The sequence below is a fragment of the Pseudomonas parafulva genome (assembly GCF_000800255.1).
Classification (GTDB): Bacteria; Pseudomonadota; Gammaproteobacteria; order Pseudomonadales; family Pseudomonadaceae; genus Aquipseudomonas; species Aquipseudomonas boreofloridensis.
In genome coordinates, this window is the sequence record NZ_CP009747.1 from 3,355,782 (window position 1) to 3,378,849 (window position 23,068).

Annotated in this window: 13 protein-coding genes and 2 pseudogenes; 14 read left to right on the forward strand and 1 reads right to left on the reverse strand. The window is 64.1% G+C overall.

Annotated elements, in window-relative coordinates:
- Window positions 1-58 precede the first annotated feature (58 nt).
- The 12 genes and pseudogenes from NJ69_RS14585 to NJ69_RS14635 all read left to right on the forward strand — a co-directional run bounded on the left by NJ69_RS14585 (window position 59) and on the right by NJ69_RS14635 (window position 19,436).
- Window positions 59-658, forward strand: a complete 600-nt coding sequence (locus tag NJ69_RS14585; protein WP_029614334.1) for a 50S ribosomal protein L25/general stress protein Ctc — start codon at window positions 59-61, stop codon at window positions 656-658.
- Between the two features lie 79 nt (window positions 659-737).
- Window positions 738-1,322: an aminoacyl-tRNA hydrolase gene (gene pth, locus NJ69_RS14590; protein ID WP_029614335.1), complete on the forward strand. Its 585-nt coding sequence runs from the start codon at window positions 738-740 to the stop codon at window positions 1,320-1,322.
- A 22-nt stretch (window positions 1,323-1,344) separates the two neighbouring features.
- Window positions 1,345-2,445: a redox-regulated ATPase YchF gene (gene ychF / locus NJ69_RS14595; RefSeq protein WP_029614336.1), complete on the forward strand. Its 1,101-nt coding sequence runs from the start codon at window positions 1,345-1,347 to the stop codon at window positions 2,443-2,445.
- Between the two features lie 447 nt (window positions 2,446-2,892).
- Complete coding sequence (locus NJ69_RS14600) at window positions 2,893-3,657, forward strand: efflux RND transporter periplasmic adaptor subunit (protein ID WP_039580217.1); 765 nt, start codon at window positions 2,893-2,895, stop codon at window positions 3,655-3,657.
- A pseudogene (locus NJ69_RS23220) lies at window positions 3,654-3,891 on the forward strand (HlyD family secretion protein); the annotation flags it as partial. The gene NJ69_RS14600 and the pseudogene NJ69_RS23220, both read left to right, overlap by 4 nt.
- A 77-nt stretch (window positions 3,892-3,968) precedes the next feature.
- Window positions 3,969-4,973, forward strand: a pseudogene (locus NJ69_RS14605) (efflux RND transporter periplasmic adaptor subunit); the annotation flags it as partial.
- Complete coding sequence (locus NJ69_RS14610; protein WP_039580222.1) at window positions 4,970-7,069, forward strand: HlyD family efflux transporter periplasmic adaptor subunit; 2,100 nt, start codon at window positions 4,970-4,972, stop codon at window positions 7,067-7,069. The pseudogene NJ69_RS14605 and the gene NJ69_RS14610, both read left to right, overlap by 4 nt.
- 145 nt (window positions 7,070-7,214) lie before the next feature.
- Complete coding sequence (locus NJ69_RS14615) at window positions 7,215-7,697, forward strand: GNAT family N-acetyltransferase (RefSeq protein WP_245219451.1); 483 nt, start codon at window positions 7,215-7,217, stop codon at window positions 7,695-7,697.
- Window positions 7,694-8,035, forward strand: a complete 342-nt coding sequence (locus NJ69_RS14620) for a DUF6916 family protein (RefSeq protein WP_029614338.1) — start codon at window positions 7,694-7,696, stop codon at window positions 8,033-8,035. Before NJ69_RS14615 ends, NJ69_RS14620 begins: the two co-directional genes overlap by 4 nt.
- A gap of 45 nt (window positions 8,036-8,080) precedes the next feature.
- A complete protein-coding gene (locus NJ69_RS14625; RefSeq protein ID WP_039580227.1) occupies window positions 8,081-8,716 on the forward strand; it encodes a phage tail protein in 636 nt (211 codons plus the stop codon).
- A gap of 89 nt (window positions 8,717-8,805) precedes the next feature.
- On the forward strand, window positions 8,806-17,910 hold the full coding sequence (locus NJ69_RS14630; RefSeq protein ID WP_039580230.1) for a DUF4347 domain-containing protein: 9,105 nt from the start codon (window positions 8,806-8,808) through the stop codon (window positions 17,908-17,910).
- A gap of 50 nt (window positions 17,911-17,960) precedes the next feature.
- Entirely contained in the window at window positions 17,961-19,436 is a 1,476-nt protein-coding gene (locus tag NJ69_RS14635) for a TolC family protein (protein ID WP_039580232.1), read from the forward strand.
- A gap of 108 nt (window positions 19,437-19,544) precedes the next feature.
- On the opposite strand, the gene NJ69_RS14640 is transcribed toward NJ69_RS14635, so the two are convergent.
- Window positions 19,545-19,952, reverse strand: coding sequence for a MerR family transcriptional regulator (locus tag NJ69_RS14640; protein WP_039580235.1), 408 nt, complete (start codon window positions 19,950-19,952; stop codon window positions 19,545-19,547).
- A gap of 255 nt (window positions 19,953-20,207) precedes the next feature.
- Between NJ69_RS14640 and NJ69_RS14645 the strand changes: the two genes are divergently transcribed.
- Together NJ69_RS14645 and NJ69_RS14650 are read left to right on the forward strand one after the other, a co-directional pair.
- Window positions 20,208-21,371 (forward strand): isovaleryl-CoA dehydrogenase, encoded by a 1,164-nt coding sequence (locus NJ69_RS14645; protein WP_039580237.1) that lies wholly within the window; start codon window positions 20,208-20,210, stop codon window positions 21,369-21,371.
- A gap of 48 nt (window positions 21,372-21,419) precedes the next feature.
- On the forward strand, window positions 21,420-23,027 hold the full coding sequence (locus NJ69_RS14650; protein WP_039580238.1) for a carboxyl transferase domain-containing protein: 1,608 nt from the start codon (window positions 21,420-21,422) through the stop codon (window positions 23,025-23,027).
- The last annotated feature ends 41 nt before the right edge of the window (window positions 23,028-23,068 follow it).

The following is a 23,068-nucleotide window of genomic DNA, read 5'->3' on the forward strand; positions in this document are numbered from 1 at the left end:
GCCATCCCCGTTGACGCTGGTCGCAAACGTCCTCGGGGGGCTATTTTGGAGAAACACAATGAACGAATTCACCCTGAACGCCCAAGCGCGTACTGACCTGGGGAAAGGTGCGAGCCGCCGCCTGCGTCACTCGCTGAGCATCCCTGCCGTTGTCTACGGTGGTAACAAGGACGCCGAGTCCCTGACCATCCTGACCAAGGAAATTACCAAGCTGTTCGAAAACGAGGCTGCCTTCAGCCACGTTCTGGAACTGAACGTCGACGGCAAGAAGCAGAACGTCCTGGTCAAGGCCCTGCAGCGTCACCCAGCCAAAGGCTTCATCATGCACGCCGACTTCGTCCGCGTCGTGGCTGGCCAGAAGCTGACTGCCAAGGTCCCGGTTCACTTCATCGGCGAAGAAGCGCCGGTCAAGAAAGGCGGTGAAGTCTCCCACGTAGAAAACGAAATCGAAGTTTCCTGCGAAGCGAAAGACCTGCCTGAGTTCATCGAAGTCGACCTGGCCAACGCTGAAATCGGCACCATCATCCACCTGTCCGACCTGAAAGCGCCGAAAGGCGTTGAATTCGTCGCACTGGCCCACGGTGATGACAAGGCTATCGCCAACGTTCACGCACCACGCGTGTCCGCTGAAGCCGAAGAAGAAGGCGCTGCCGAGTAATCCACTCGCGCGCCGGTGTCGGTCGGGTTACAGTGCCGCGCGCCCTGTAACCCCGCCACTCCAAGGAAGAGTCCCTGACGTGACCGCCATCCAGTTGATCGTCGGCCTGGGTAACCCCGGCCCCGAATACGAACAGACCCGGCATAACGCAGGGGCTCTTTTCGTTGAACGCCTTGCCAGCGCCCAGCGCGTGTCGCTGACCGTCGACAAGAAATATTTCGGCCTGACGGCTAAGTTCAGCCATCAAGGCCAAGACGTTCGCCTGCTCATCCCCACCACCTACATGAATCGCAGCGGCCAGTCCGTGGCGGCTCTGGCGAATTTCTTCCGCATCAAGCCGGAAGCGATCCTGGTGGCGCATGACGAACTCGACCTGCCCCCAGGCGTCGCCAAGCTCAAGCGCGGCGGTGGCCACGGCGGGCATAACGGCCTGCGCGACATCATCGCGCAGCTCGGCAACCAGAACGACTTCCACCGCCTGCGGCTTGGCATCGGCCACCCGGGCGATGCAAAACTGGTTTCCAACTTCGTCCTGGGCCGCGCGCCGCGCGCCGAGCAGGACAAGCTCGACACCAGCATCGATTTTGCCCTCGGCGTGCTGCCGGACGTCCTGGCCGGCGACTTCGCCAAGGCCATGCGCGAGCTGCACAGCCAGAAGGCCTGACTCTCTAGAAAGGGGAATTCCCATGGGTTTCAATTGCGGCATCGTCGGCCTGCCCAACGTCGGCAAGTCCACCCTGTTCAACGCCCTGACCAAATCCGGTATCGCGGCGGAGAACTTCCCTTTCTGCACCATCGAGCCGAACAGCGGCATCGTGCCCATGCCCGACGCCCGCCTGGCGGCGCTGGCCGAGATCGTCAAGCCCAACCGCATCCTGCCGACCACCATGGAGTTCGTCGACATCGCCGGCCTGGTCGCCGGGGCCTCCAAGGGTGAAGGCCTGGGCAACAAGTTCCTGGCCAACATCCGCGAGACCGACGCCATCGCTCACGTGGTGCGCTGCTTCGAAGACGAGAACGTGATTCACGTTTCCAACAGCGTCGACCCCAAGCGCGACATCGAGATCATCGACCTGGAACTGATCTTCGCCGACCTCGACAGCTGCGAGAAACAGTTGCAGAAAGTCGCGCGCAACGCCAAGGGCGGCGACAAGGAAGCCCTGGCGCAGAAAGCCATCCTCGAGCAATTGATCCCGCACTTCACCGAAGGCAAGCCCGCGCGCAGCCTGATGAAGCACATGAGCGCCGATGAAAAGGCCGTGGTGCGTGGCTTCCACCTGCTGACCAGCAAGCCGGTGATGTACATCGCCAACGTGGCCGAAGACGGCTTCGACAACAACCCGCATCTGGATGTGGTCAAGGCCATCGCCGAGGAAGAAGGCGCGGTGGTGGTGCCGGTGTGCAACAAGATCGAAGCCGAGATCGCCGAGCTCGACGACGGCGAAGAGAAGGACATGTTCCTCGAAGCCCTGGGCCTGGAAGAGCCCGGCCTGAACCGGGTGATCCGCGCTGGCTACGAGCTGCTCAACCTGCAGACCTACTTCACCGCTGGCGTGCAGGAAGTTCGCGCCTGGACCGTGCGCGTCGGCGCTACCGCCCCGCAGGCTGCCGGCGTGATCCACACCGACTTCGAGAAAGGCTTCATCCGCGCCGAAGTGGTTGCCTATGACGACTTCATCCAGTTCAAGGGTGAAGCCGGTGCCAAGGAAGCCGGTAAATGGCGCCTGGAAGGCAAGGACTACATCGTCAAAGATGGCGACGTGATGCACTTCCGCTTCAACGTATAATGATCGCTCATTGACAACCCACCATCGTGCGCCGACCTCTGGACACGATGGTGGGTCGTCAATTCGTAAAGTGCTAGCCCGGGCTCATCTCGGGTGGCGCTTTCCAGAAGGCTTACAGGGCTCACCTGAAGTCCACCCCCTCCCCCCCCCCCCTCACCCCGCCCTTTACCCACGCCTGCAACTGCCCCCTGAAGTTGAGCGGTGCTGCGATTTCTCACACCCAGTGCGCGTGAGCATGGCGCTTCTGCTGCGTGAAGAGGTGCACCTGCACGCTCAGGCACTTGATTGGATTTGTGCGGATCGCTCAGAATCCGGCCGCAACTTCTTTCCCTTGCTGCGGCGCCTCGAACACTAACTACCGACAGTGATAAGTGGCATTCACGTTCTGTGAACAGTGGCCGATACTCCAGTTGAACCAATCCAGACCTTTGACAGGGATGTACCGCAATGAAGCAGGCAATGTGGTGGGCGGCGTTGGCTTTGATGTCAGGTGGTGCACAGGCCGCAACCGAAGGCGACCCGTTGCTCGAGAGCGCCGCCTCCAACAGCGGCAGCGAAGTCCGCGGTGTGCTGCGCGCCCGTTCCCAGGCCGTGCTGGCCAGCGAGTTGTCCGGTCGGGTCACCGAGATTCCCTATAGCGAAGGCCAGTCGTTCCGCAAGGGCGATATGCTGGTGCGCTTCGACTGCAGTGCCTACCAGGCCCAGGCTAACGCTTCAGGCGCCGCTGTGCGCGCTGCCCGTGAAGAGCTACGCAACAAGCAGCAACTGGCCGCGCTGAATTCGGTCGGCAAGTTCGAGGTATCCCTGGCCGAAGCGCGCCAAGCCCAGGCTCAGGCCGAGGCTCAGGTCTATCAGGTGCAGGTGCAGCGTTGCCAGGTCAAGGCGCCTTATGACGGCCAGGTGGTGCAGCGTCGGGTCCAGGCCCACGAGAGCGTGGCCAGTGGCGCGCCGCTGCTGGAGATCGTCGACAATCGCTCCCTGGAAATCCATCTGCTGGTGCCGTCGAGCTGGTTGGGCAAGCTCAAGCCGGATCAGACCTTCAGCTTCGTCCCCGATGAAACCGGCAAGCCGATCGATGCAGTGGTCAAGCGCCTGGGGGCACGCATCGACGAAGGCAGCCAGACCCTGCTGCTGATCGCCAGTGTTCCAGCCAATACCCCTGGCCTGCTGTCCGGCATGAGCGGGACTGCGCACTTTGCGCAGAGCAAATGAACGCTCCCGTTCCCGGCGCACTCGAGCAACTGCTGGCCCAGTACCTGAAGCTGGAGCGCCAGGCTCGATCTGCGCCCTCAGTGCAAGAGCTGGCGTTCAGCATGGTCAACGACAGCCAGGCGCTGTTCGGCTATCGCCATGGCGCGCTGTTGATCACCGGCAAGGTTCGCGCCCTGACCGGCGTCAGTGCGGTTGAGCCGAATGCGCCATTCGTGGTGTTCATCGAGCGCGCCGCCAAGGTATTGGCCGCCAGCCAACGCTTTGCACTGCCGGGCGTGGTGCCCCCGCAGGACCTGGATCAGGCCTGCCGTGATGACTGGCAGGCGCTGTCGGCGCCCCATGCCTTCTGGCTGCCGTTGAAGGACCGCCAGGGCGAAGTATTCGGTGGCCTCTGGCTGGCCCGCGACATGCCGTGGAACGATGCCGAGCAGGCCCTGCTGGCGCAACTCGGCGACTGCTACAGCCACGCCTGGCGTGCGCTGCAGCCAGGCAAGCCGTGGCGCCTGCGCTGGCCGGCGCGGACCCGCTGGGCACTGGCCGCTGCGCTGCTGCTGGTACTGCTGGTGCCCGTGCGCCAGTCGGTGCTGGCACCGGCCGAGGTTGCGCCGCGCAACGGCCAGGTGATCGCCGCGCCGCTGGACGGTGTGGTGGCCGAGGTCCTGGTCAAGCCCAACCAGTCAGTCAAGGCCGGTGAGGTGCTGGTGCGTTTCGACGCCACCACCCTCAAGGCTCAGGCCGATGTCGCCCAGCGCACCCTTGGCGTCGCCGAGGCCGAGCTCAAGGCCAATACCCAGCGCGCCTTTTCCGATGCCGACTCCAGTGCCCGTCTCGATCTGTTGGCGGCCCGGGTCGAACAGAAACGCGCCGAGCGTGATTACGCCCGTAACCTGCTGGCGCGCAGCGAGGTGCGCGCCGAGCGCGATGGCATTGCCGTGTTCGCCGATGCTCAGCGCTTTGTCGGCAAACCGATGCGCACGGGCGAGCGCCTGATGGAAATTGCCGATCCGGCCCAGGCCGAATTGCGCATCGAACTGCCGGTAGCCGATGCCATCGGCCTGGAGAGGGGCGCCGAAGTGGCGCTGTTTCTCGACAGCGATCCGTTGAACCGACACAACGCAGTGCTTGAGCGCGCGGCCTACCAGGCGCAGAACACCCCGGCCGGGCAATTGGCCTATCGGCTCGACGCCCGCTTCGAAAACGCACCGCCGCGGATCGGCCTGCGTGGCACCGCCAAAGTCTTCGGTGACCGTGCCCCGCTGGCCCTGTACCTGTTGCGCCGGCCCTTGGCGGCCTTGCGCCAGGCGGTGGGCCTGTGAGGTTGCCGGCACTGCGTCCCGACCTGCAGCTCTCGGCAGGTGCGCCGGGGCTCGACGGTTCCCCCAGCTGGACCCTCGCCGATCCCCTGCGCGGGCGCTTTTTCAAGCTCGGCACGCCTGCCATGCGCTTGCTGCGCCATTGGGCGCTGGGCGATCCGCAGCGGGTGCTGAACGCCGCCAACGCCGAGCCGGGTGCACCCTTGACCGGGGCGGCGGTGGAGGAGTTGCTGCGTTTTCTGCGTGGCAATGATCTGGTCAGTGCCGTGGATGAAGAGCAGCGCGCCAGTTACACCGCCAAGGCTGCTGCCCAGCGGCAGGGTCTCTGGACCCAAGTCCTGCACAAATACCTGTTCTTCCGCATTCCCCTGTGGCGTCCGGACACTTTCCTCAATCGCACCTGGCCCTGGCTCGAACGCCATGGCGGCAACCTGTTGCGCTATGGCCTACCGAGCGTGCTGCTGCTCGGTCTGTTCCTGGTGATGCGCGACTGGGAGCACTTCCTGGCGACCTTCCCCCATCTGCTTAGCCTGGGCGGCATGGCTGCGTTCGCTATCGCCTTGGGCTTTGCCAAGCTGTGTCACGAGTTCGGCCATGCCTACATGGCCAAGCGCGCCGGCTGTCGGGTGCCGAGCATGGGCGTGGCGTTCATGGTCCTGCTGCCGATGCTCTACACCGACGTCAGCGACGCCTGGCGCGTGCAGGACCGCCGTACCCGCGTGCTGATCGGTGCCGGTGGTGTGCTCGCTGAATTGATCCTGGCCTGTATCGCCTTGCTGGCCTGGTCGTTGCTGCCGGACGGGGCTGGGCGCACGGCCGCCTTCATGCTCGCCAGCGCGACCTGGATTACCACCCTGGCGATCAACGTCAATCCGCTGATGCGTTTCGATGGCTACTTCCTGCTCAGCGACCTGTGGGGCGTCGACAATCTGCAGGGGCGCGGCTTTGCCCTGGGCCGCTGGCACTTGCGCGAAAAACTCTTCAGCTACGGCGAACCGATGCCCGAGCGCTGGTCGCCGAAGCTGCGCCGGCGCCTGCTGTGCTGGAGCTACGCCTCGTGGATCTGGCGGGCGGTGCTGTTCTTCGGCATCGCCCTGGCGGTCTATCACCTGTTCTTCAAGGTGCTCGGCATTTTCCTGATGATGGTCGAGCTGGTCTGGTTCATCGGCCTGCCGATCTGGCGCGAATGGCAGCACTGGTGGCAGCACCGGGACAAGGCCCAGCCACGCAAGGTGCTGTTCGTCGGCCTCGGCCTGACCTTACTGCTGGCCCTGCTGGTAGTGCCATGGCGCAGCGGCGTGGAAGTGCCGGCAATGCTCGAAGCGTCCCGTTTCAGCGCCTTGCATGCGCCGGCGGCGGCGCGGATTCGCGAGGTACGGGTCAAGGACGGTGAACGGGTCGAGGCCAATCAGGTGCTGATGACCCTGGAATCACCCGACCTCGAGGCGCGCATAGGCATTGGCCGACGCGAGATCGAGATCCTCCAGTTGCAGTTGCGCCGCCAGTCCGGACGCAGCGAAACCGCCGCCGACAGCGGCATTCTCGAACAGCGCCTGGCTGAAGCTCTGGCGGAGTACCGCGGCTTGGCGGCCCAACGCGAGCGCCTGGTGTTGCGCGCGCCCCATGCCGGCACCGTACGCGACCTGGCGGACAACCTGGCGCCCGGCCGCTGGGTCAGTGCCGAACTGCCGCTGGCGCAAATCGCCGACGCGGGCCTGCGCCTGCGCGGATACGTGGCCGAAGCCGATCTGTGGCGAGTGGCACCGGGCACCGTCGGGCATTTCGTCGCCGATGACGTATTGCGCGATTCCTTGCCGGTGACCCTGGATTCACTGGACGCCACTGGCGTGGCCTCTATCGATCAGGAAGCGCTGATTTCCGACCATCACGGCCCGATTGCGACCCGTCGTGACGATGAGAAGCGGGCGAAGCCGTTGCAGGCGCACTATGGCGCGCAGTTCACGCTCGGAAACAGTGCGCAAAAACCCATTTCGCACCCGATACGCGGCCTGGTCGTCCTTGACGGCAAGCGCGAATCGCTGCTGTGCGCAGCGTGGCGACGTATGGCAGCGATCGGCGTTAGAGAAAGTGGATTTTAGTCGTGCGGTTGTAAGACAGCTGCGGTAATCTAATGTCAATGCGCCATGCAAGTTGGCGCCATGCGACGCAGCATGAAAAGTTAGTTTGCTAAGTTATTAATCGGCGTATTCAACAGGGATGTTCGCATTGATGATAAAGGACGCCGTGACCCTCCGTGCCCTGCATCCAGGCGACAGGGCTTTTATCGAACGTTTGTTTGCCGGGTCGCGTGCCGAGGAGATGTCCCACACCGGCTGGCCCGCCGAGCAGATCGCGGCTTTTCTCAGCCAACAATTCAATGCTCAGCATACTTACTATCAGGCCCATTATTCCGATGGGGAATTATTGATCATAGAACTTTATGGCCAGCCTATTGGCCGTCTCTATATGTTCTGGGGGCCGACCACTCTCAATCTGATCGATATAACCCTGCTGCCCGAATTCCAGGGGCGGGGTATCGGCTCCACCCTGATCGAAGCGCAATTGCGCCGAGCGGATGAACAGGGGCTCAAGGTCGAACTGTTCGTCGAATACTTCAATCCGGCACAGCGGCTGTATGGCCGGCTGGGCTTTCATGTCTGTGGCGATTCCGGCGTGTATCTGAAACTGCGCCGCGACGCCCGCACCGATACAAGGAAAGTCTCATGAACGCGCCCGTGCACGACGCCATACCCAGCCGTCAGGAACTGCTCGACGCCGATCCCGAAGGCTTCGTGCTGCAGATCGCCCACGATCATGGCCTGCGGGTCAGCCTGCTGGAGGTGCGCGAGGGTATCGCCATGAACGAGCACTACGAGTGTTATTCGCTGGTGCTGGCCTTGCCTCACGGGGTCGTGCTGCCGCAAGCGGTGTTCAACCTGTACGGCCCTGGCCGTGCGCAGCCCTGGGCCTTGCTGATGAGCCCGATGCGCCCCGAAGCCGACGGCCGCCATGTACTTGAAGCGGTTATTCATCGCGACCGCGTTGCGGTTGCCGATGCGCCTTGATTCGCAGTTCAACCAACCACGCAAGTCAACATAAGGAAGAGTCCGATGGCTGATCCCTATCTCGGTGAAATCAGGATGGCAGGGTTCGATTTCGCCCCGTACGGCTGGTCGCTGTGCGCAGGCCAGGTGGTACCGGTGAGTCAGAACAATGCATTGTTCGCTCTGCTGGGTACCCAGTTCGGGGGCAACGGCGCTACTACCTTCGCGCTGCCGGATCTGCGTAGCCGCGCGCCGGTGGGCCAGGGCCAGGGCCCTGGCCTGTCGAACTACCAAATGGGCGAGCAAGGCGGCAGCGAGTCGGTGACCCAGTTGTCGAGCAATATGCCGGCCCACACACACGTGCTGAACATGTTCACCAGCAGCACCCTCGCGGCAACCTCGACCGCCCAAGTGGTGAATGCCGATGCCACCAGCGTTGTGCCCATTTCCGGCGGCTGCCTGGGCATCCCCAACGATGGCGCTGGCACCACCTACCAGTTGTTCCACAGCGGTAACGACAACAGTGGCAATCCACTGCCTCGCGTCAACCTGGCGCCACAGCCGGTGGCCCTGACCGGTGGCGTGTCGGTAACCGGTACTGCGACAGTTGCCGGCGGCAACATGCCGTCTTCGATACTCAGTCCCTTTATCACAGTGAACTTCATCATTGCGATGCAGGGCATTTTCCCGACTCGCAATTAACGGCAACATCCGGCGGTGCCCCTGGGTACCGCCACTTTTTTGATCGCATGGCCCCAGCGGGCGATGCGGTAACCACCAAGAGGTGCACCATGAAATTCATCGAACGGTTCTCGCGCAAGTCCGCCCAGCAGCCCCAGCCCGTTGATCCCGCGCAGGCTCCGCTGCTGATGGCCCTTGAACCGCGGATCATGTTCGATGCGTCCGTGGGCGTGGTCGCCCAGGATGCTGCGGCGCAGACCACTGCCGACGCGGCCAAGGACAGCACCTCCAGCACTGAAACCAGCCAGGCTCCGGCCGCTTCCGGCGAAACCGCGAGCCAGCAGCAGGGCACCCAGCGCCATGAAGTGGTGTTCGTCGATGGTCAGGTCAACAATATCGGGCAACTGCTCGAAGGCTTGCCGGCCACCGCCGAAGTGGTGGTCCTCGATCCGGACAAGGACGGCCTGCAGCAGATGGCCGACTACCTCAAGGGCCGCGAGAACCTCGATGCCATCCACCTGTTGTCTCATGGCGCCGACGGTACCGTCCAACTGGGCAATGTCTGGCTGGCCAGCAACAACCTCGCCGAACATCGTGCGGCACTGGAGAGCATCGGTGCCGCGCTCAAGGCCGACGGCGACCTGATGATCTACGGCTGCGATGTGGGCCAGGGCGACAAAGGCCAGGCCTTCATCGACCAGTTGGGCGCGATTACCGGTGCCGACGTTGCTGCCTCGGCGGATGACACCGGGTCTGCGGCGCTAGGCGGCAACTGGACCCTCGAACGCAGCAGCGGCGCCATCGAGACCGCTGCGCTGAACGTCAGCGGCTACGACAGCCTGATGGTTTCAAGTTACTCGGGCGGCACGGTGGCCAGCGCGCCGGTACTGGGTGCTTCCGGCAACCTGATGAAGTACGTGGTCGGCGACTTCAACGGTGATGGCCGCGCCGATATTCTCTATCAGGCCAGCGGTGCCAACGGCCTCTGGTACTACGCCGAGAGCAACGCGAACGGTACGTTCACCACCTACGACCAAAGCAACTCGATGTTCAACGGTCTGGCCCTGGGTGATGCGTCCACTGGCGGGATCAACTTCCATGCCGCGGACTTCAACGGCGACGGTCGCATCGACCTGCTGGCTGCGCCGCTGAGCGGCCCGACTATGAAGCTCTATCTCAACAACGGCAGCGGTTTCACCAGCCAGGATGTGACCGGGCCTGCCTTTGGCGTTCGGACCCTGGTGGGCGATTACAACGGCGACGGCGCCCTCGATATTCTCTACCAGACCAGCGGGACCGGCTCGAGTTGGGCGGTGGCGATGAACAATGGCGGCAGCACACCCACCTTCACCACCCTGACCAGCGCCGATAGCGCCTGGCCCTTCGGCGGCATCACGCTGCCGGACTTCAACGCCTATAACTACAAGGCGGCAGACGTGGACGGCGACGGTTATACCGACCTCCTTTACGTCGCGGCCGGCGCGCAGATGAAGTATTTGCGCAACAACCACGGCACCTTCGTCGACATGACCAGCTCTGCCGGCCTGCCGACCGTGGCCGTGACCCGGGCGATCGTGGCCGACTTCGATGGCGATGGCGATGCTGACATCCTTTACCAGACCGGTAACAACGGTTCGCTGTTCCGCTACGTGCGCAACGACAACGGTACCTTCGTCGATGTGGACCAGAGCAGCTCGCCGTTCGCCAACGTGGTCCTGCCCGACATCTCTGCGCAGCAGTTCCGTGTCGGCGACTTCGACGGCGATGGCGACCTCGACCTGATATCCACCTCGGCCACGGCCAACAGCACCAAGATCTTTTACCAGAGCGGCGGCCTGCCCAAACTGGTCAGTTCAACCCCGGCCGACGACAGCCTGACCGTCAGCCCAAACGCCAACATCACCCTGACCTTTGACCAGTCGGTGACCAAGGGCACGGGCAACATCTACATCGTGCGCACCAGCGACAACCAGGTCATCCAGACCATCGACGTGACCACCGCCAGCGTCACCGGCAGCGGCACCACCTGGACCATCGACCCACCAGCCGACATGGTCGCCGGGGTGGCCTATGCCGTACGCATCGACAACAAGACCTTCGCCAATGCCAACGGCCAGGTGTACAAGGGCATCCGCGACAACACCTCGCTGAACTTCACCGTCGCCGCAGTGGCCGCGCCGGTGATCGGCAACCTCAATGGCGACTCCGTCAGCTACGTCGAGGACAGCGCCTACGTGCTGCTCGACTCCGGTGGCAACGCGACAGTCAGCGACGCCGACTCGGTCAACTTCAGCGGCGGCAAGATGACCGTGCAGATCACGGCCGGCGGTACCGCTGCCCAGGACGTGCTGTTCATCCGCGACGAAGTCGCCGGGGCCAACAAGATCATCCTTTCCGGCGCTTCGATCATGTACAACGGCCTGGTGATCGGTACCTTCACCGGCGGCAGCAACGGCAACCCGCTGGTGATCACCTTCACCAGCAATGCCAACCCGACCACGGTCGGCGCCCTGGTGCATAACCTGGCCTACCGCAATTCAAACACCACCGAACCGTCGACCACGCAGCGCAGCGTATCGATCAGCATGGATGACGGCGCCGGCGGCAACAGCACAGCGTCCGTGGTCACCCTCGATGTGCTGCCGGTCAACGACACGCCGGTGGTCAACGCCAGCGCCACCAACCCGACCTACACCGAGAACACCTCGGCGGTACAGCTGTTCAGCGGCGCGACGATCAACACGGTCGAGTCCGGGCAGAAAGTGGCCCAGATCACCTTCACCGTCAGCGGCGTGGCCAACGGCGCCGCCGAGAAACTGGTGATCGACGGCAGCGACATTACCCTGGTCAACGGCACCAGCGTGGTGACCAGCAACAACGGCACGGTGGTCACGGTCTCGGTGACCAGCGGCACCGCCAGCGTCACCCTCAGCAGCGGCGCAGGCCTGGACGTGGCGACGGCGCAGACCATTCTCAACAGCATGGCCTATCGCAACGACAGCGAGAGCCCGAACACCGCCAACCGGGTGGTGACCCTCAATACCGTGAGTGATGACGGCGGCTCGGCGAATGGCGGCCTGCCTACCGCAGCCATCGGCATCTCCAGCACCGTGACCGTGGTCGGTATCAACGATGCGCCGGTCCTCGCCGGCGGGCCCTACAGCCTGCCCAGCATCAACGAGGACACGACCAGCAGCGGCATGCGGATCTCGACCCTGCTGACCAACTACACCCTGGTCGACCCCGATGTCGGTGCCCTGCGCGGTATCGCGGTGATCACCAAGTCCGGCAACGGCCTCTGGCAGTACTCCACCGACAACGCCAACTGGACCGACTTCGGTGCCGTATCCAGCACCAGCGCGTTGCTGCTGGGTTCCACCACCTATGTTCGCTACGTCCCTGATGGCGCCAACGGCGAGACGGCCAGCCTGACCTTCCGTGCCTGGGACCAGACTATCGGCAGCGCCTCGGTCAACGGCATCCGCGGCACCGCGGACACCAGCAGTAACGGCGGCACCACGGCGTTCTCCACCGCCACTGCGCTGGCCAACCAGCCGGTGACCTCGGTCAACGACGCGCCGGTCATGACCGGCGTATTGCCGATCCTGACCGGGATCACCGACACCTCGATCAACAACGCGGGCAACTCGGTCAGTTCGCTGATCGGCGGCATTACCGATGTCGATACTGGTGCGGTAAAGGGGATAGCCATCACCGGACTGACCGGCACCTATGGCAAATGGCAATACAGCCTCGATAACGGCAGCAGTTGGAGCGATGTCGGCGGGGTCTCGACTGCCACGGCGCTGATCCTGAATGTGAACAACAGGGTGCGCTTCGTCCCGGATGGCATCCACGGCGAAACCGCGACCCTCATCTACAAGGCCTGGGACCAGACCGGCGGCACCGCTGGCCTCGAAGGCACCAAGCGCGACACCAGCATTTCCGGCGGTACTTCGGCCTACTCCACGGGTACCGACACCGCCAGTGTGGTGGTCACGGCGATCAACGACGCTCCGGTGGTTACCGTGAGCGGCGGAGCAGCATCCTGGATCGAGGGCAACAACGTCGCCTCCACCCCGGTCGCGGTGGACTCGGGCCTGAGCTTGGTCGATGCGGACGGTCCGAACCCGACCAGCGCCACGGTGCGCATGCTCACCTACTACAGCGCCCAGGACACCCTGAGCTTCGTCAACGACGGCCTGACCATGGGCAACATCATCGGCACCTGGACCGTCGGCAACGGCACCCTGACCCTGACCTCTGCCGGCAATCAGGCGACCGTGGGCCAGTTCGAGGCCGCGCTGCGGGCGATTACCTACAACAATGCCTCGAACAGCCCGAATACCACCACGCGCACCGTGCAGTTCATCGTCACCGATGGCAGCAACGCCGCGTCGAACGCCGTGACCCGTGACGTCACCATCACCGCGGTCAACGATTCGCCAACCATCAGTGCCGTGGCCTCGCTGCCGATCACCGAGGACACGCCCACGGCGCTCGGTCAGATCAGCTTCAGCGACGTCGACTCCACGCTCGGCGTCGTGACTTTCTCGGTGGGCAGCGGCACCCTCAATGCCATCGGCACCGGCGGCGTGACCGTGGGCGGCACTGCGACGGCCCTGACCCTGAGCGGCACCCTGGCCAACATCAACAACTTCATCGCCGCCAACCGCCTGCTCTACACCCCGGCGACCAATACCAGTGGCGATGTGACCTTGACCATCAACGTCAACACCACCAGCGTGTCCGACGCCACCACCACCGTGACCCTGCAGGTCGCTGCGGTGAACGACGCCCCAGTGATTACCGCGCCGGCATCCATCACGGTGACCGAGGATGTGGCGAGCGTGATCAGCGGCTTCAGCTTCACCGACGTCGATGCGGGTATCAACACCGTCACCGCGACCTTTTCGGTGCCGAGCGGTACCCTGAGCGCGACCACTGGCCTGGGAGTCACCGTCACTGGCGCCGATACCGGCGTGCTGACCCTGTCCGGCAGCCTGGTCGATATCAACTTCTTCGTCGCGGCGAACGGCCTGACCTTCAAGACCGCCCAGGACGCCACTGCCAGCGTGACCCTGACCGTGACCCTCAACGACAGGGGCTTCAGCGGTAGCGGCGGCGAGAAGACCGACACCAAGACCGTCATCCTCAACGTCACCGCGGTCAACGATGCTCCGGTCAACAACGTGCCGGGCGCGCAGACCGTCTCGCAGAACATCGCCCTGGGCTTCAATACGGCCAACGGCAACGCCATCTCCATCACCGACGTGGACGCCGGCAATGGCTTGATGACGGTGACCCTGACTGCGACCAACGGCACGCTCAGCCTGGGCAGCCTGAGCGGCATCACCGTGCTGCTGGGCACCGGCAGCAACGACGCGAGCATGATCTTCGAGGGCAACCGGGCCAACATCAATGCCGCGTTGCAGACGTTGAGCTTCAAGTCCGGCAGCACCTTCCTCGGCGCCGCCAGCCTGACCATCGAGACCAATGACAACGGTAACTCCGGCAGCGGCGGGGCGAAGACCGATGTCGACACCATTTCGATCAACGTGATCCCGGTGAACCCAAAGGTCACCCACGTCTGGGCACAGGGCCTGGACCGCAGCGTGAAGCTCGGTGACGAAGTGCTGATCAACATGGCTTGGGACCAGTTGGTCAACGTCGATCTCAGCAACGGCAGCCCTACCCTGCTGCTGGAAACCGGCCTGCTCGACCGCGAGGCGGTCTATGTCAGCGGTTCGGGCAGCAATACCCTGGTCTTCAAATACACCGTGCAAGCCGGTGACGCCAGTGCCGACCTGGACTTCCAGAGCACCGCCGCACTGCGGATGAATGGTGCACTGATCAGCAACACCACCAGCGACCTGGCGCTGCTGACCCTGCCGACCGCGGGCGGCGCCGACTCCCTCGGCGGGCGCAGCAACATCGTGGTCGATGGCGTGGTGCCGGTGGTGGCGAACGTCCAGGCGCCGACCGATGGCACCTACATCATTGGCCAGAACCTCGACTTCACCGTCAATTTCAGCGAGAACGTGGTCGTCGACAGTACCGGCGGCGTACCGCGCATCGCTGTAACCCTGGACACCGGTGGTACGGCGTATGCCGAGTACGTCTCCGGCTCCGGTGGCAGCGCGCTGGTGTTCCGCCTGACCGTCGCCAGCGGCCAGTTGGACAGCAATGGCGTGACCCTGGGCAGTGCAGTGCAGCTCAACGGGGGAGCGATCCGCGATAGCGCCGGCAACGATACGGTGGCGACCCTGAACGCCGTGGCCAGCACTGCCAACGTCAACGTTGATGGCGTGGTGCCGACGGTGGTCAGCGTCGGCACGCCGCTGGAGGGCAGTTACAAGGCCGGCGACGTGCTGAGCTTCACCGTCAACGCCAGCGAAGCACTGCAGACCGGGGCACTGCCACCGCGCCTGGTGCTCGATGTCGGTGGCGTGACCCGCTATGCCACCTATGTGTCGGGCAGCGGCAGCGCCGGGCTGGTGTTCCAGTACATCGTGCAGGCCGGCGACAACGACAGCGACGGTATCGCGGTCAACAGCCTCGACCTGCGCGGCGAGCCACTGACCGACCTGGCCGGAAACCCTATCGATCCGACGCTGGGCAGCGGCAACCTGCCGGCCGTGCGGGTGGACACTACCGTACCGACCGCGAGCACTATCGTGCGGGACGGCACCAGCCCGACCAACAGCAGCTCGGCCAGCTTCACCGTGACCTTCAGCGAGGACGTGAGCGGGGTCGATGTCAACGCGTTCACCCTGGCCCTCGCGGGCTCGGCTGGCGGCAATATCGCCAGCGTCACCCGCGTCGACGGCCGCACCTACACCGTGCTGGTCGACAACCTGGCCGGTACCGGCACTGTACAGCTCAACCTCAATGCCACTGGCACCGGCATCGTCGATGCGGCGGGCAACGCCCTGAGTGCAGGCCTGAACGGCGCCAGCTACAGCATCGATCGCGTCGCGCCGAGTGTGACCGGCGTGGATGTGCCCAACGGCGGCACCTATGTGGCGGGGCAGAACCTCGATTTCACCGTGCATCTCGACGAGGCCGTACAACTGGACACCCGCGGCGGTTCGCCCCGTCTGGAAGTGACCCTGGCCAACGGCGAAAAGGCTTACGCCACCTACCTGTCCGGGGCGGGCAGCAACGCCCTGGTCTTGCGCATGACCGTGGCGACCGGGCAACTGGACAGTGACGGTATCCAGCTCGGTACCGCTGTGCAGCTCAACGGCGCGACCTTGCGCGATGCGCTCGGCAATGACGCCAACCTGGCGTTGAACAACGTCGGTGATACCTCGCAAATCAACGTCGATGCTGTCGCGCCAGTGGTCTCCGAGGTCACCCTGCCGCCAAGCGGCGCCTACAACACCGGCGACGTGCTGAGCTTCACCGTGAATGCCAGCGAGACCATCAACGTCGATACCCGCACCGGCACGCCGCGCCTGGCCCTGAACATCGGCGGCGTTACCCGTTACGCCACCTATGTCTCGGGTTCGTCCAGCTCGGCGCTGGTGTTCCAGTACACCATCCAGGCGGGCAACAACGCTGCCGCCGGGATTGGCCTGCCGGGCAGCATCGATCTGAACGGTTCGACCCTGCGCGATGCCGCCGGCAACGATATGAACCTGCAACTCAACGCCCCAGGCACCGCCAGCGGTGTGGTGGTGGATACCGTGGCGCCGCAGGTCAGCGATATCGTCCGTGTCGACATCACCCCGACCAACGCCAGCAGCCTGCGCTACACGGTGACCTTCGACGAGTCGGTGAGCGGTGTGGACAGCGCCGACTTCACCCTGGCCGTGACCGGCACCGCCAGCGGCCGCATTGCCTCGGTCACCCGTATCGACGGGCGCACGTACCAGGTGCTGGTGGACAACCTGGCCGGCGCCGGCGACGTGCGCCTCGATCTGAATGCCAGCGACACCGGCATCGTCGATGTCGCGGGCAATCCGATCAGCGGCGGCCTGGACGGCAGCACCTACCTCATCGACCGCGTGGCACCGACAGTGACCAGCGTCACCGTACCGGCCCGCGGCACCTACACCGCCGGCCAGACGCTCGACTTCACCCTCAACACCGACGAAGCGGTGCTGGTGGACAGCGGCGACGGCAACCCGCGCTTGGCCATCACCCTGGACAATGGCCGGGTGGTCTACGCCGACTACCTGTCCGGTTCCGGCAGCACGGCGTTGACCTTCCGCCTGACCGTGACCAGCGGCATGGCCGGTAACAGCAGCTTTGCAGTGGCGTCGAGCATCGACACCAACGGCGGCACCCTGCGCGATGCCCGCGGCAACGACGCCAATACCGGGTTGAACAATGTCGGCAGCACCCGCGGCATCCTGGTCGATGCGCGGGCGCCACGGCCAAGCAGCATCGTCGTGGAGGGGCCGGTCCTGCCGACCGATCGCAGCCTGAACTTCACCCTGACCTTCGACGAGGCGGTCAGTGGGGTCGACGCCACTGATTTCAGCGTGCTGGGCACTGCCAGTGCCAGCGGCGCGGTGCAGTCGGTGCAACGCATCGACGCGCAGACTTACCGCATCGTGGTCGCAGACCTGCGCGGGCAGGGCACGTTGTCCTTGAGCCTCAATGCGCCGAACAGCGGGATTCAGGACAGCGCTGGCAACCTGCTGGTGCAATCCCTGGTCAGCGCCGGCCAAACCCGGCAGACCCAGGACGTCGGCGATCCGGAGTATCGCATCAACCCGCCGGTCACTTCGAACCTGCCGCAACCTTCCGTGATCCAGCCGCAGGTGCCCGGCCTCGTCATCAACCAGAGCCTCTCGCCGCTGGCCCCGGGCTCGCTGTTCGAGGTGCGCACCGTGGGCGGCGATCTGCGGCCGCTGGGCACCATCTTCCTCGGCCAGGCCAGCAGTGCGCCGAGCTTCATCGCCCAGGTCTTCGGCAGCAGCGACAGCGGCCTGGGTGCCAGTGATGGCCAGGGCTTGCTCGGTCTCGGCGGCGGCAGCACCTTGGCCACCCTCTTCGCTCGCGAGGTGCCTGGCGTCACCGAGATGAATGTGTTCAGTGGCAACCAGTGGAAACAGAGCGACCTCAACCAGGGGTTGCGCGGGGTGTTCGGCGTACCGACCTTCGGCCAACAACTGCAACGAATCAATGAAGCCGACCAGCGCCAAGTGCGCGAGTTGGCCAAAGCCCTGGCGAAACCGGCAGAGATCGGACAACGGGCATGAAAAGCAGCACAACATTTGAGAATCAAGCCGTACCAGGGGGCGGCCCAAGGATGAACAAGAAACACAAACTGTTTGCCGCCAGTCTGTTGGCATTGGCCATCGGCGGTTGTGCCGTCAAGACCGACCCGATCGAGCGCAGTGCCAGCGAAGAACGTGCCCGTGCCGACCTGGCACAGATCTACAAGGACCAGGAACCGCTCAGCGGGCCCCTGACCCTGCATCAGGCCATGGCCCGTGCGGTCAAGTACAACCTCGAAGCGCGCCTGAAGGTGATGGAAGAGGCCCTGGGCCAGCGTCAGCTGGACCTTGCCCAATTCGACATGTTGCCGCGCATGGCGTTGTCCGCAGGCTATGCCGGGCGCAACAACCAGAGCGCCTCCAGCAGCCAGAGCATTCGGACCGGTACCCAGTCCCTCGAGCCTTCGACCTCCCAGGACCGCGACCGCGAGGTGGCCGACCTGACCATGGTCTGGAACGTGCTGGACTTCGGTGTCAGCTACCTGGGCGCAAAGCAGCAGTCCGACCAGCGCTACATTCTCCAGGAACGCAAGCGCAAGGTCATCCACACCATCACCCAGGACGTGCGTTCGGCCTACTGGCGCGCGGTGGCGGCAGAGCGCCTGCTGACGCAGATCGATACCTTGATGGGACGCATCAGCCAGGCGCGCATCAACAGTCAGTTGATGAGCGCCCAGCGTATCGGTGACCCGGTCCAGGCCCTGAGTTACCAGCGTGCCCTGATCGAGGCCACCCGCCAGCTGGAAGAGCAACGCCGGGCACTGACGCTGGCCAAGACCGAACTGGCTGCGCTGATCAACCAGCCGATGGACAAGCCCTATACCCTGGCGCTGGACAGCAACTACACCGTACCGAAGCTGCACGTCGACTTCGCCAAGCTGGAGCAGCAGGCCCTGGCCAGCCGTCCGGAGCTGCGCGAGCAGGACTACCAATCGCGCATCAGCGCCACCGAAACCCGCAAGGCGATGCTGCGCATGCTACCGGGCCTGGAGTTCTCGGCCGGAGGTCATTACGACAGCAACTCCTTCCTGACCAACCAGAGCTGGGTCGATTATGGCCTGAAGGTCACCTGGAACCTGTTCAACGTGATCTCCGCGCCAGCGGCGATCGATGTTGCCAAGGCGGGTGAACGCGTTGCCGATGCACGCCGCCAGGCGATGTCCGTGGCGGTCATGGCCCAGTTGTACGTGGCCCGCGCCAACTTCGAGGAAGCCAGCCGCCAGTTCGAGACCAGCGAGCAGATGGCCAGCCTCGACGGGCAGATCGCCGAGCAACTGCGCAATCGCTTCAAGACCAACAACATTGGTGAGTTGGAGCTGATCCAGGGCGAGCTGAACAACCTGCAGACCCAGCTTAAGCGCGACCTGTCCTATGCCGAAATGCGCAATGCCTATTCCCAGGTATTCGTGAGCTCCGGCGCCGATCCACTGCCTCGGGAGCTGGCGGACGACAAGGTGCAGACTATTGCCAATGCCTTGCAGACGAGTGAGGAGAGCTGGAATCGTTGATTCTGCCGATGGAGTGCTTGATCTACCTCCAGAAAAGTCCTGACGGATCGTACAACCACCCCCTGTCGGGCTGACGCCTGACAGGGGGTTTTCTTTGAAGGCGCTGACTCACACCGAACCGTCTTCTTCCTGCCCCGTGCTTTTACCCTGCAACGCAGCCCGACACCGCTCCTCGGCGATATCCAGCTCCAACTGCATCTGTTGAATGTCCAACAGCTGCTGATCGAGTTGCATCCGCCGCTCGGTGATCTTGCCCAGCATGTTGGTGAGCTGGTTGCTGTTGTCGCCTTGCGGGTCGTACAGCTCGATCAGCGCCTTGCATTCGGCAAGAGAAAAGCCGATGCGTTTACCGCGCATGATCAGCTTGAGGGTGACGCGGTCCTTGGGGGTGTAGATGCGCTCCTGGCCACGCCGACTCGGCGCCAGCATGCCCTGCTCTTCGTAGAAACGAATGGTCCGGGTGGTCACGTCCAGCTCGCGTGCCAGCTCGGAAATGCTGTAGGTCTTGGCGGCCACATTGAGTCCTTTTACGAAAGCGGGCGAGCCGCTAGCACAGTGGCCGGGCTCGCAAAAGCGGTGGACCGACGCTAACAACTGATTACGTTAACGTCAACGCAGGATGTGCCTGTCACCACGCCCCCCCTGAATTGCAGAGAGCTCGCAAACACAGCGGCGTGTTGACACCTTCCAGCAGCAAGTTTACGTTAACGTAAAGGTGATACTCCAGCGATGTCTACCCTTCTCTCATCCGAACAATAATCAAGGTGAGCCATGACCTACCCCAGCCTGAACTTCGCCCTGGGCGAAACCCTCGACATGCTCCGCGAGCAAGTACAAAGCTTCGTCGTCGCCGAGCTGGCGCCACGCGCCAGCGCCATCGATGCTGAAAACCAGTTCCCTGCGGACCTGTGGCGCAAGTTCGGTGACATGGGGCTGCTCGGCATCACCGTCGACGAGCAATACGGCGGCTCCGGCATGGGCTACCTGGCGCACGTCATCGCCATGGAAGAAATCAGCCGCGGCTCGGCTTCGGTGGCCTTGTCCTACGGCGCCCACTCCAACCTGTGCGTCAACCAGATCAAGCGCAACGGCAATGCCGACCAGAAAGCCCGCTACCTGCCCAAGCTGGTCAGCGGCGAGCACGTCGGTGCCCTGGCCATGAGCGAGCCGAATGCCGGTTCCGATGTGGTCAGCATGAAGCTGCGCGCCGAGAAGCGCGGCGAGCGCTACGTGCTCAATGGCTCCAAGACCTGGATCACCAATGGCCCGGATGCCAACACCTACGTGATCTACGCCAAGACCGACCTGGACAAGGGCGCCCATGGCATCACCGCGTTCATCGTCGAGCGCGACTGGAAAGGCTTCACCCGCAGCCAGAAGTTCGACAAGTTGGGCATGCGCGGTTCCAACACCTGCGAACTGTTCTTCGACGACGTCGAGGTGCCCGAGGAAAACATCCTCGGCCAGGAGAATGGCGGCGTGCGCGTGCTGATGAGCGGTCTGGACTACGAACGCGTGGTGCTCTCCGGTGGGCCGGTCGGCATCATGCAGGCCGCGATGGACGTGGTGGTGCCGTACATCCACGACCGCAAGCAGTTCGGCCAGAGCATCGGCGAGTTCCAGCTCATCCAGGGCAAGATCGCCGACATGTACACCCAGCTCAATGCCAGCCGCGCCTACCTCTACGCCGTCGCCCAGGCCTGCGACCGTGGCGAGACCACGCGCAAGGATGCCGCCGGGGTGATCCTCTACACCGCCGAGCGCGCCACGCAGATCGCCCTGGAAGCGATCCAGATCCTCGGCGGCAACGGCTACATCAACGAGTTCCCCACCGGGCGCCTGCTGCGCGATGCCAAGCTCTACGAGATCGGTGCCGGCACCAGCGAAATCCGCCGCATGCTGATCGGTCGCGAGCTGTTCAACGAGACCCGTTGAAATCGCCGCACGCTCAAGCATCACTGGCGCACCGCTATCGAGGCTCACATGGCTATCCTGACGTCCCAGATCAACGTTCGCAGTCCCGACTTCGCCGCCAACCGCGCGGCCATGCTCGATCAACTGGACGAGCTGCATCGACTGCTCGCCCGCATCCACCAGGGCGGTGGCGAGAAAGCCCAGGCGCGGCATACCTCGCGTGGCAAGCTGCTGCCCAGGGAGCGGATCAATCGCTTGCTCGATCCCGGCTCACCGTTCCTCGAGATCGGCCCGCTCGCCGCCCATGAGGTCTACGGCGAAGAGGTGGCTGCTGCCGGGGTGATCACCGGCATCGGCCGCGTCGAAGGCGTGGAGTGCATGATCGTCGCCAACGACGCCACGGTGAAAGGCGGCAGCTACTACCCACTGACCGTGAAAAAACACCTGCGCGCCCAGGCCATCGCCCGCGAGAACCGTTTGCCGTGTATCTACCTGGTGGACTCCGGCGGCGCCAACCTGCCGCGCCAGGACGAGGTGTTCCCCGACCGCGAGCATTTCGGGCGGATCTTCTTCAATCAGGCCCACCTCAGTGCCCTGGGCATCGCACAGATCGCCGTGGTCATGGGCTCGTGCACTGCTGGCGGCGCCTATGTGCCGGCCATGAGCGACGAGACCATCATGGTGCGCCAGCAGGCGACCATCTTTCTCGCCGGCCCACCGCTGGTCAAAGCCGCCACGGGGGAAGTGGTCAGCGCCGAGGAACTGGGCGGTGCCGACGTGCACTGCAAGACCAGCGGCGTAGCCGACCACTATGCCGAAAATGACGAGCACGCCCTGGCCCTGGCCCGACGCTGTGTCGCCAACCTGAACTGGCGCAAGCTCGGCCAGCTCGATGTGCACGCCCCCATCGCACCGCGCCATGCCGCCGACGAGCTGTACGGGGTGATTCACAAAGACCCCAGGCAGCCCTTCGACGTGCGCGAGGTGATCGCGCGCCTGGTCGACGACTCGCAGTTCGATGAATTCAAGGCCCTGTTCGGCACCACCCTGGTGTGCGGCTTCGCCCGGCTGGCGGGATACCCGGTGGCGATACTGGCCAATAACGGCATCCTCTTCGCCGAGGCGGCGCAGAAAGGCGCCCATTTCGTCGAACTGGCCTGCCAGCGTGGCATCCCGCTGCTGTTCCTGCAGAACATCACCGGCTTCATGGTCGGCAAGAAATACGAAGAAGGCGGCATCGCCAAGCACGGCGCCAAGCTGGTCACCGCGGTGGCCTGCGCCCAGGTGCCGAAGTTCACGGTGATCATCGGCGGCAGCTTCGGCGCCGGGAACTACGGCATGTGCGGACGCGCCTACGACCCGCGTTTCCTGTGGATGTGGCCCAACGCCAAGATCGGTGTGATGGGCGCCCAGCAGGCGGCCGGGGTGTTGGTGCAGGTCAAACGCGAGCAGGCCGAGCGCAGCGGCGAGCACTACTCGGCCGAGGACGAGCAGCGCCTCAAGCAACCCATCGTCGAGCAGTACGAGCAGCAGGCGCATGCCTTCTATTCCAGCGCCCGGCTCTGGGATGACGGCGTGATCGACCCGGCACAGACCCGCGAGGTGCTCGCCCTGGCGCTCTCGGCCAGCCTCAATGCGCCGATCGAGCCGACCCGCTTTGGCGTCTTCCGTATGTGATGCGCCTCGGGCGCCCTCCTTTCGTCACGTGACAGGCCTGA

Bases quoted from the DNA above. Each gene is read 5' to 3' on its own strand.
- NJ69_RS14625 (WP_039580227.1), top strand. From the start codon at position 8,081: ATGGCTGATCCCTATCTCGGTGAAATCAGGATGGCAGGGTTCGATTTC.
- NJ69_RS14635 (WP_039580232.1), top strand. From the start codon at position 17,961: ATGAACAAGAAACACAAACTGTTTGCCGCCAGTCTGTTGGCATTGGCC.
- ychF (WP_029614336.1), top strand. From the start codon at position 1,345: ATGGGTTTCAATTGCGGCATCGTCGGCCTGCCCAACGTCGGCAAGTCC.
- NJ69_RS14630 (WP_039580230.1), top strand. From the start codon at position 8,806: ATGAAATTCATCGAACGGTTCTCGCGCAAGTCCGCCCAGCAGCCCCAG.
- NJ69_RS14620 (WP_029614338.1), top strand. From the start codon at position 7,694: ATGAACGCGCCCGTGCACGACGCCATACCCAGCCGTCAGGAACTGCTC.
- NJ69_RS14600 (WP_039580217.1), top strand. From the start codon at position 2,893: ATGAAGCAGGCAATGTGGTGGGCGGCGTTGGCTTTGATGTCAGGTGGT.
- NJ69_RS14650 (WP_039580238.1), top strand. From the start codon at position 21,420: ATGGCTATCCTGACGTCCCAGATCAACGTTCGCAGTCCCGACTTCGCC.
- NJ69_RS14645 (WP_039580237.1), top strand. From the start codon at position 20,208: ATGACCTACCCCAGCCTGAACTTCGCCCTGGGCGAAACCCTCGACATG.
- NJ69_RS14585 (WP_029614334.1), top strand. From the start codon at position 59: ATGAACGAATTCACCCTGAACGCCCAAGCGCGTACTGACCTGGGGAAA.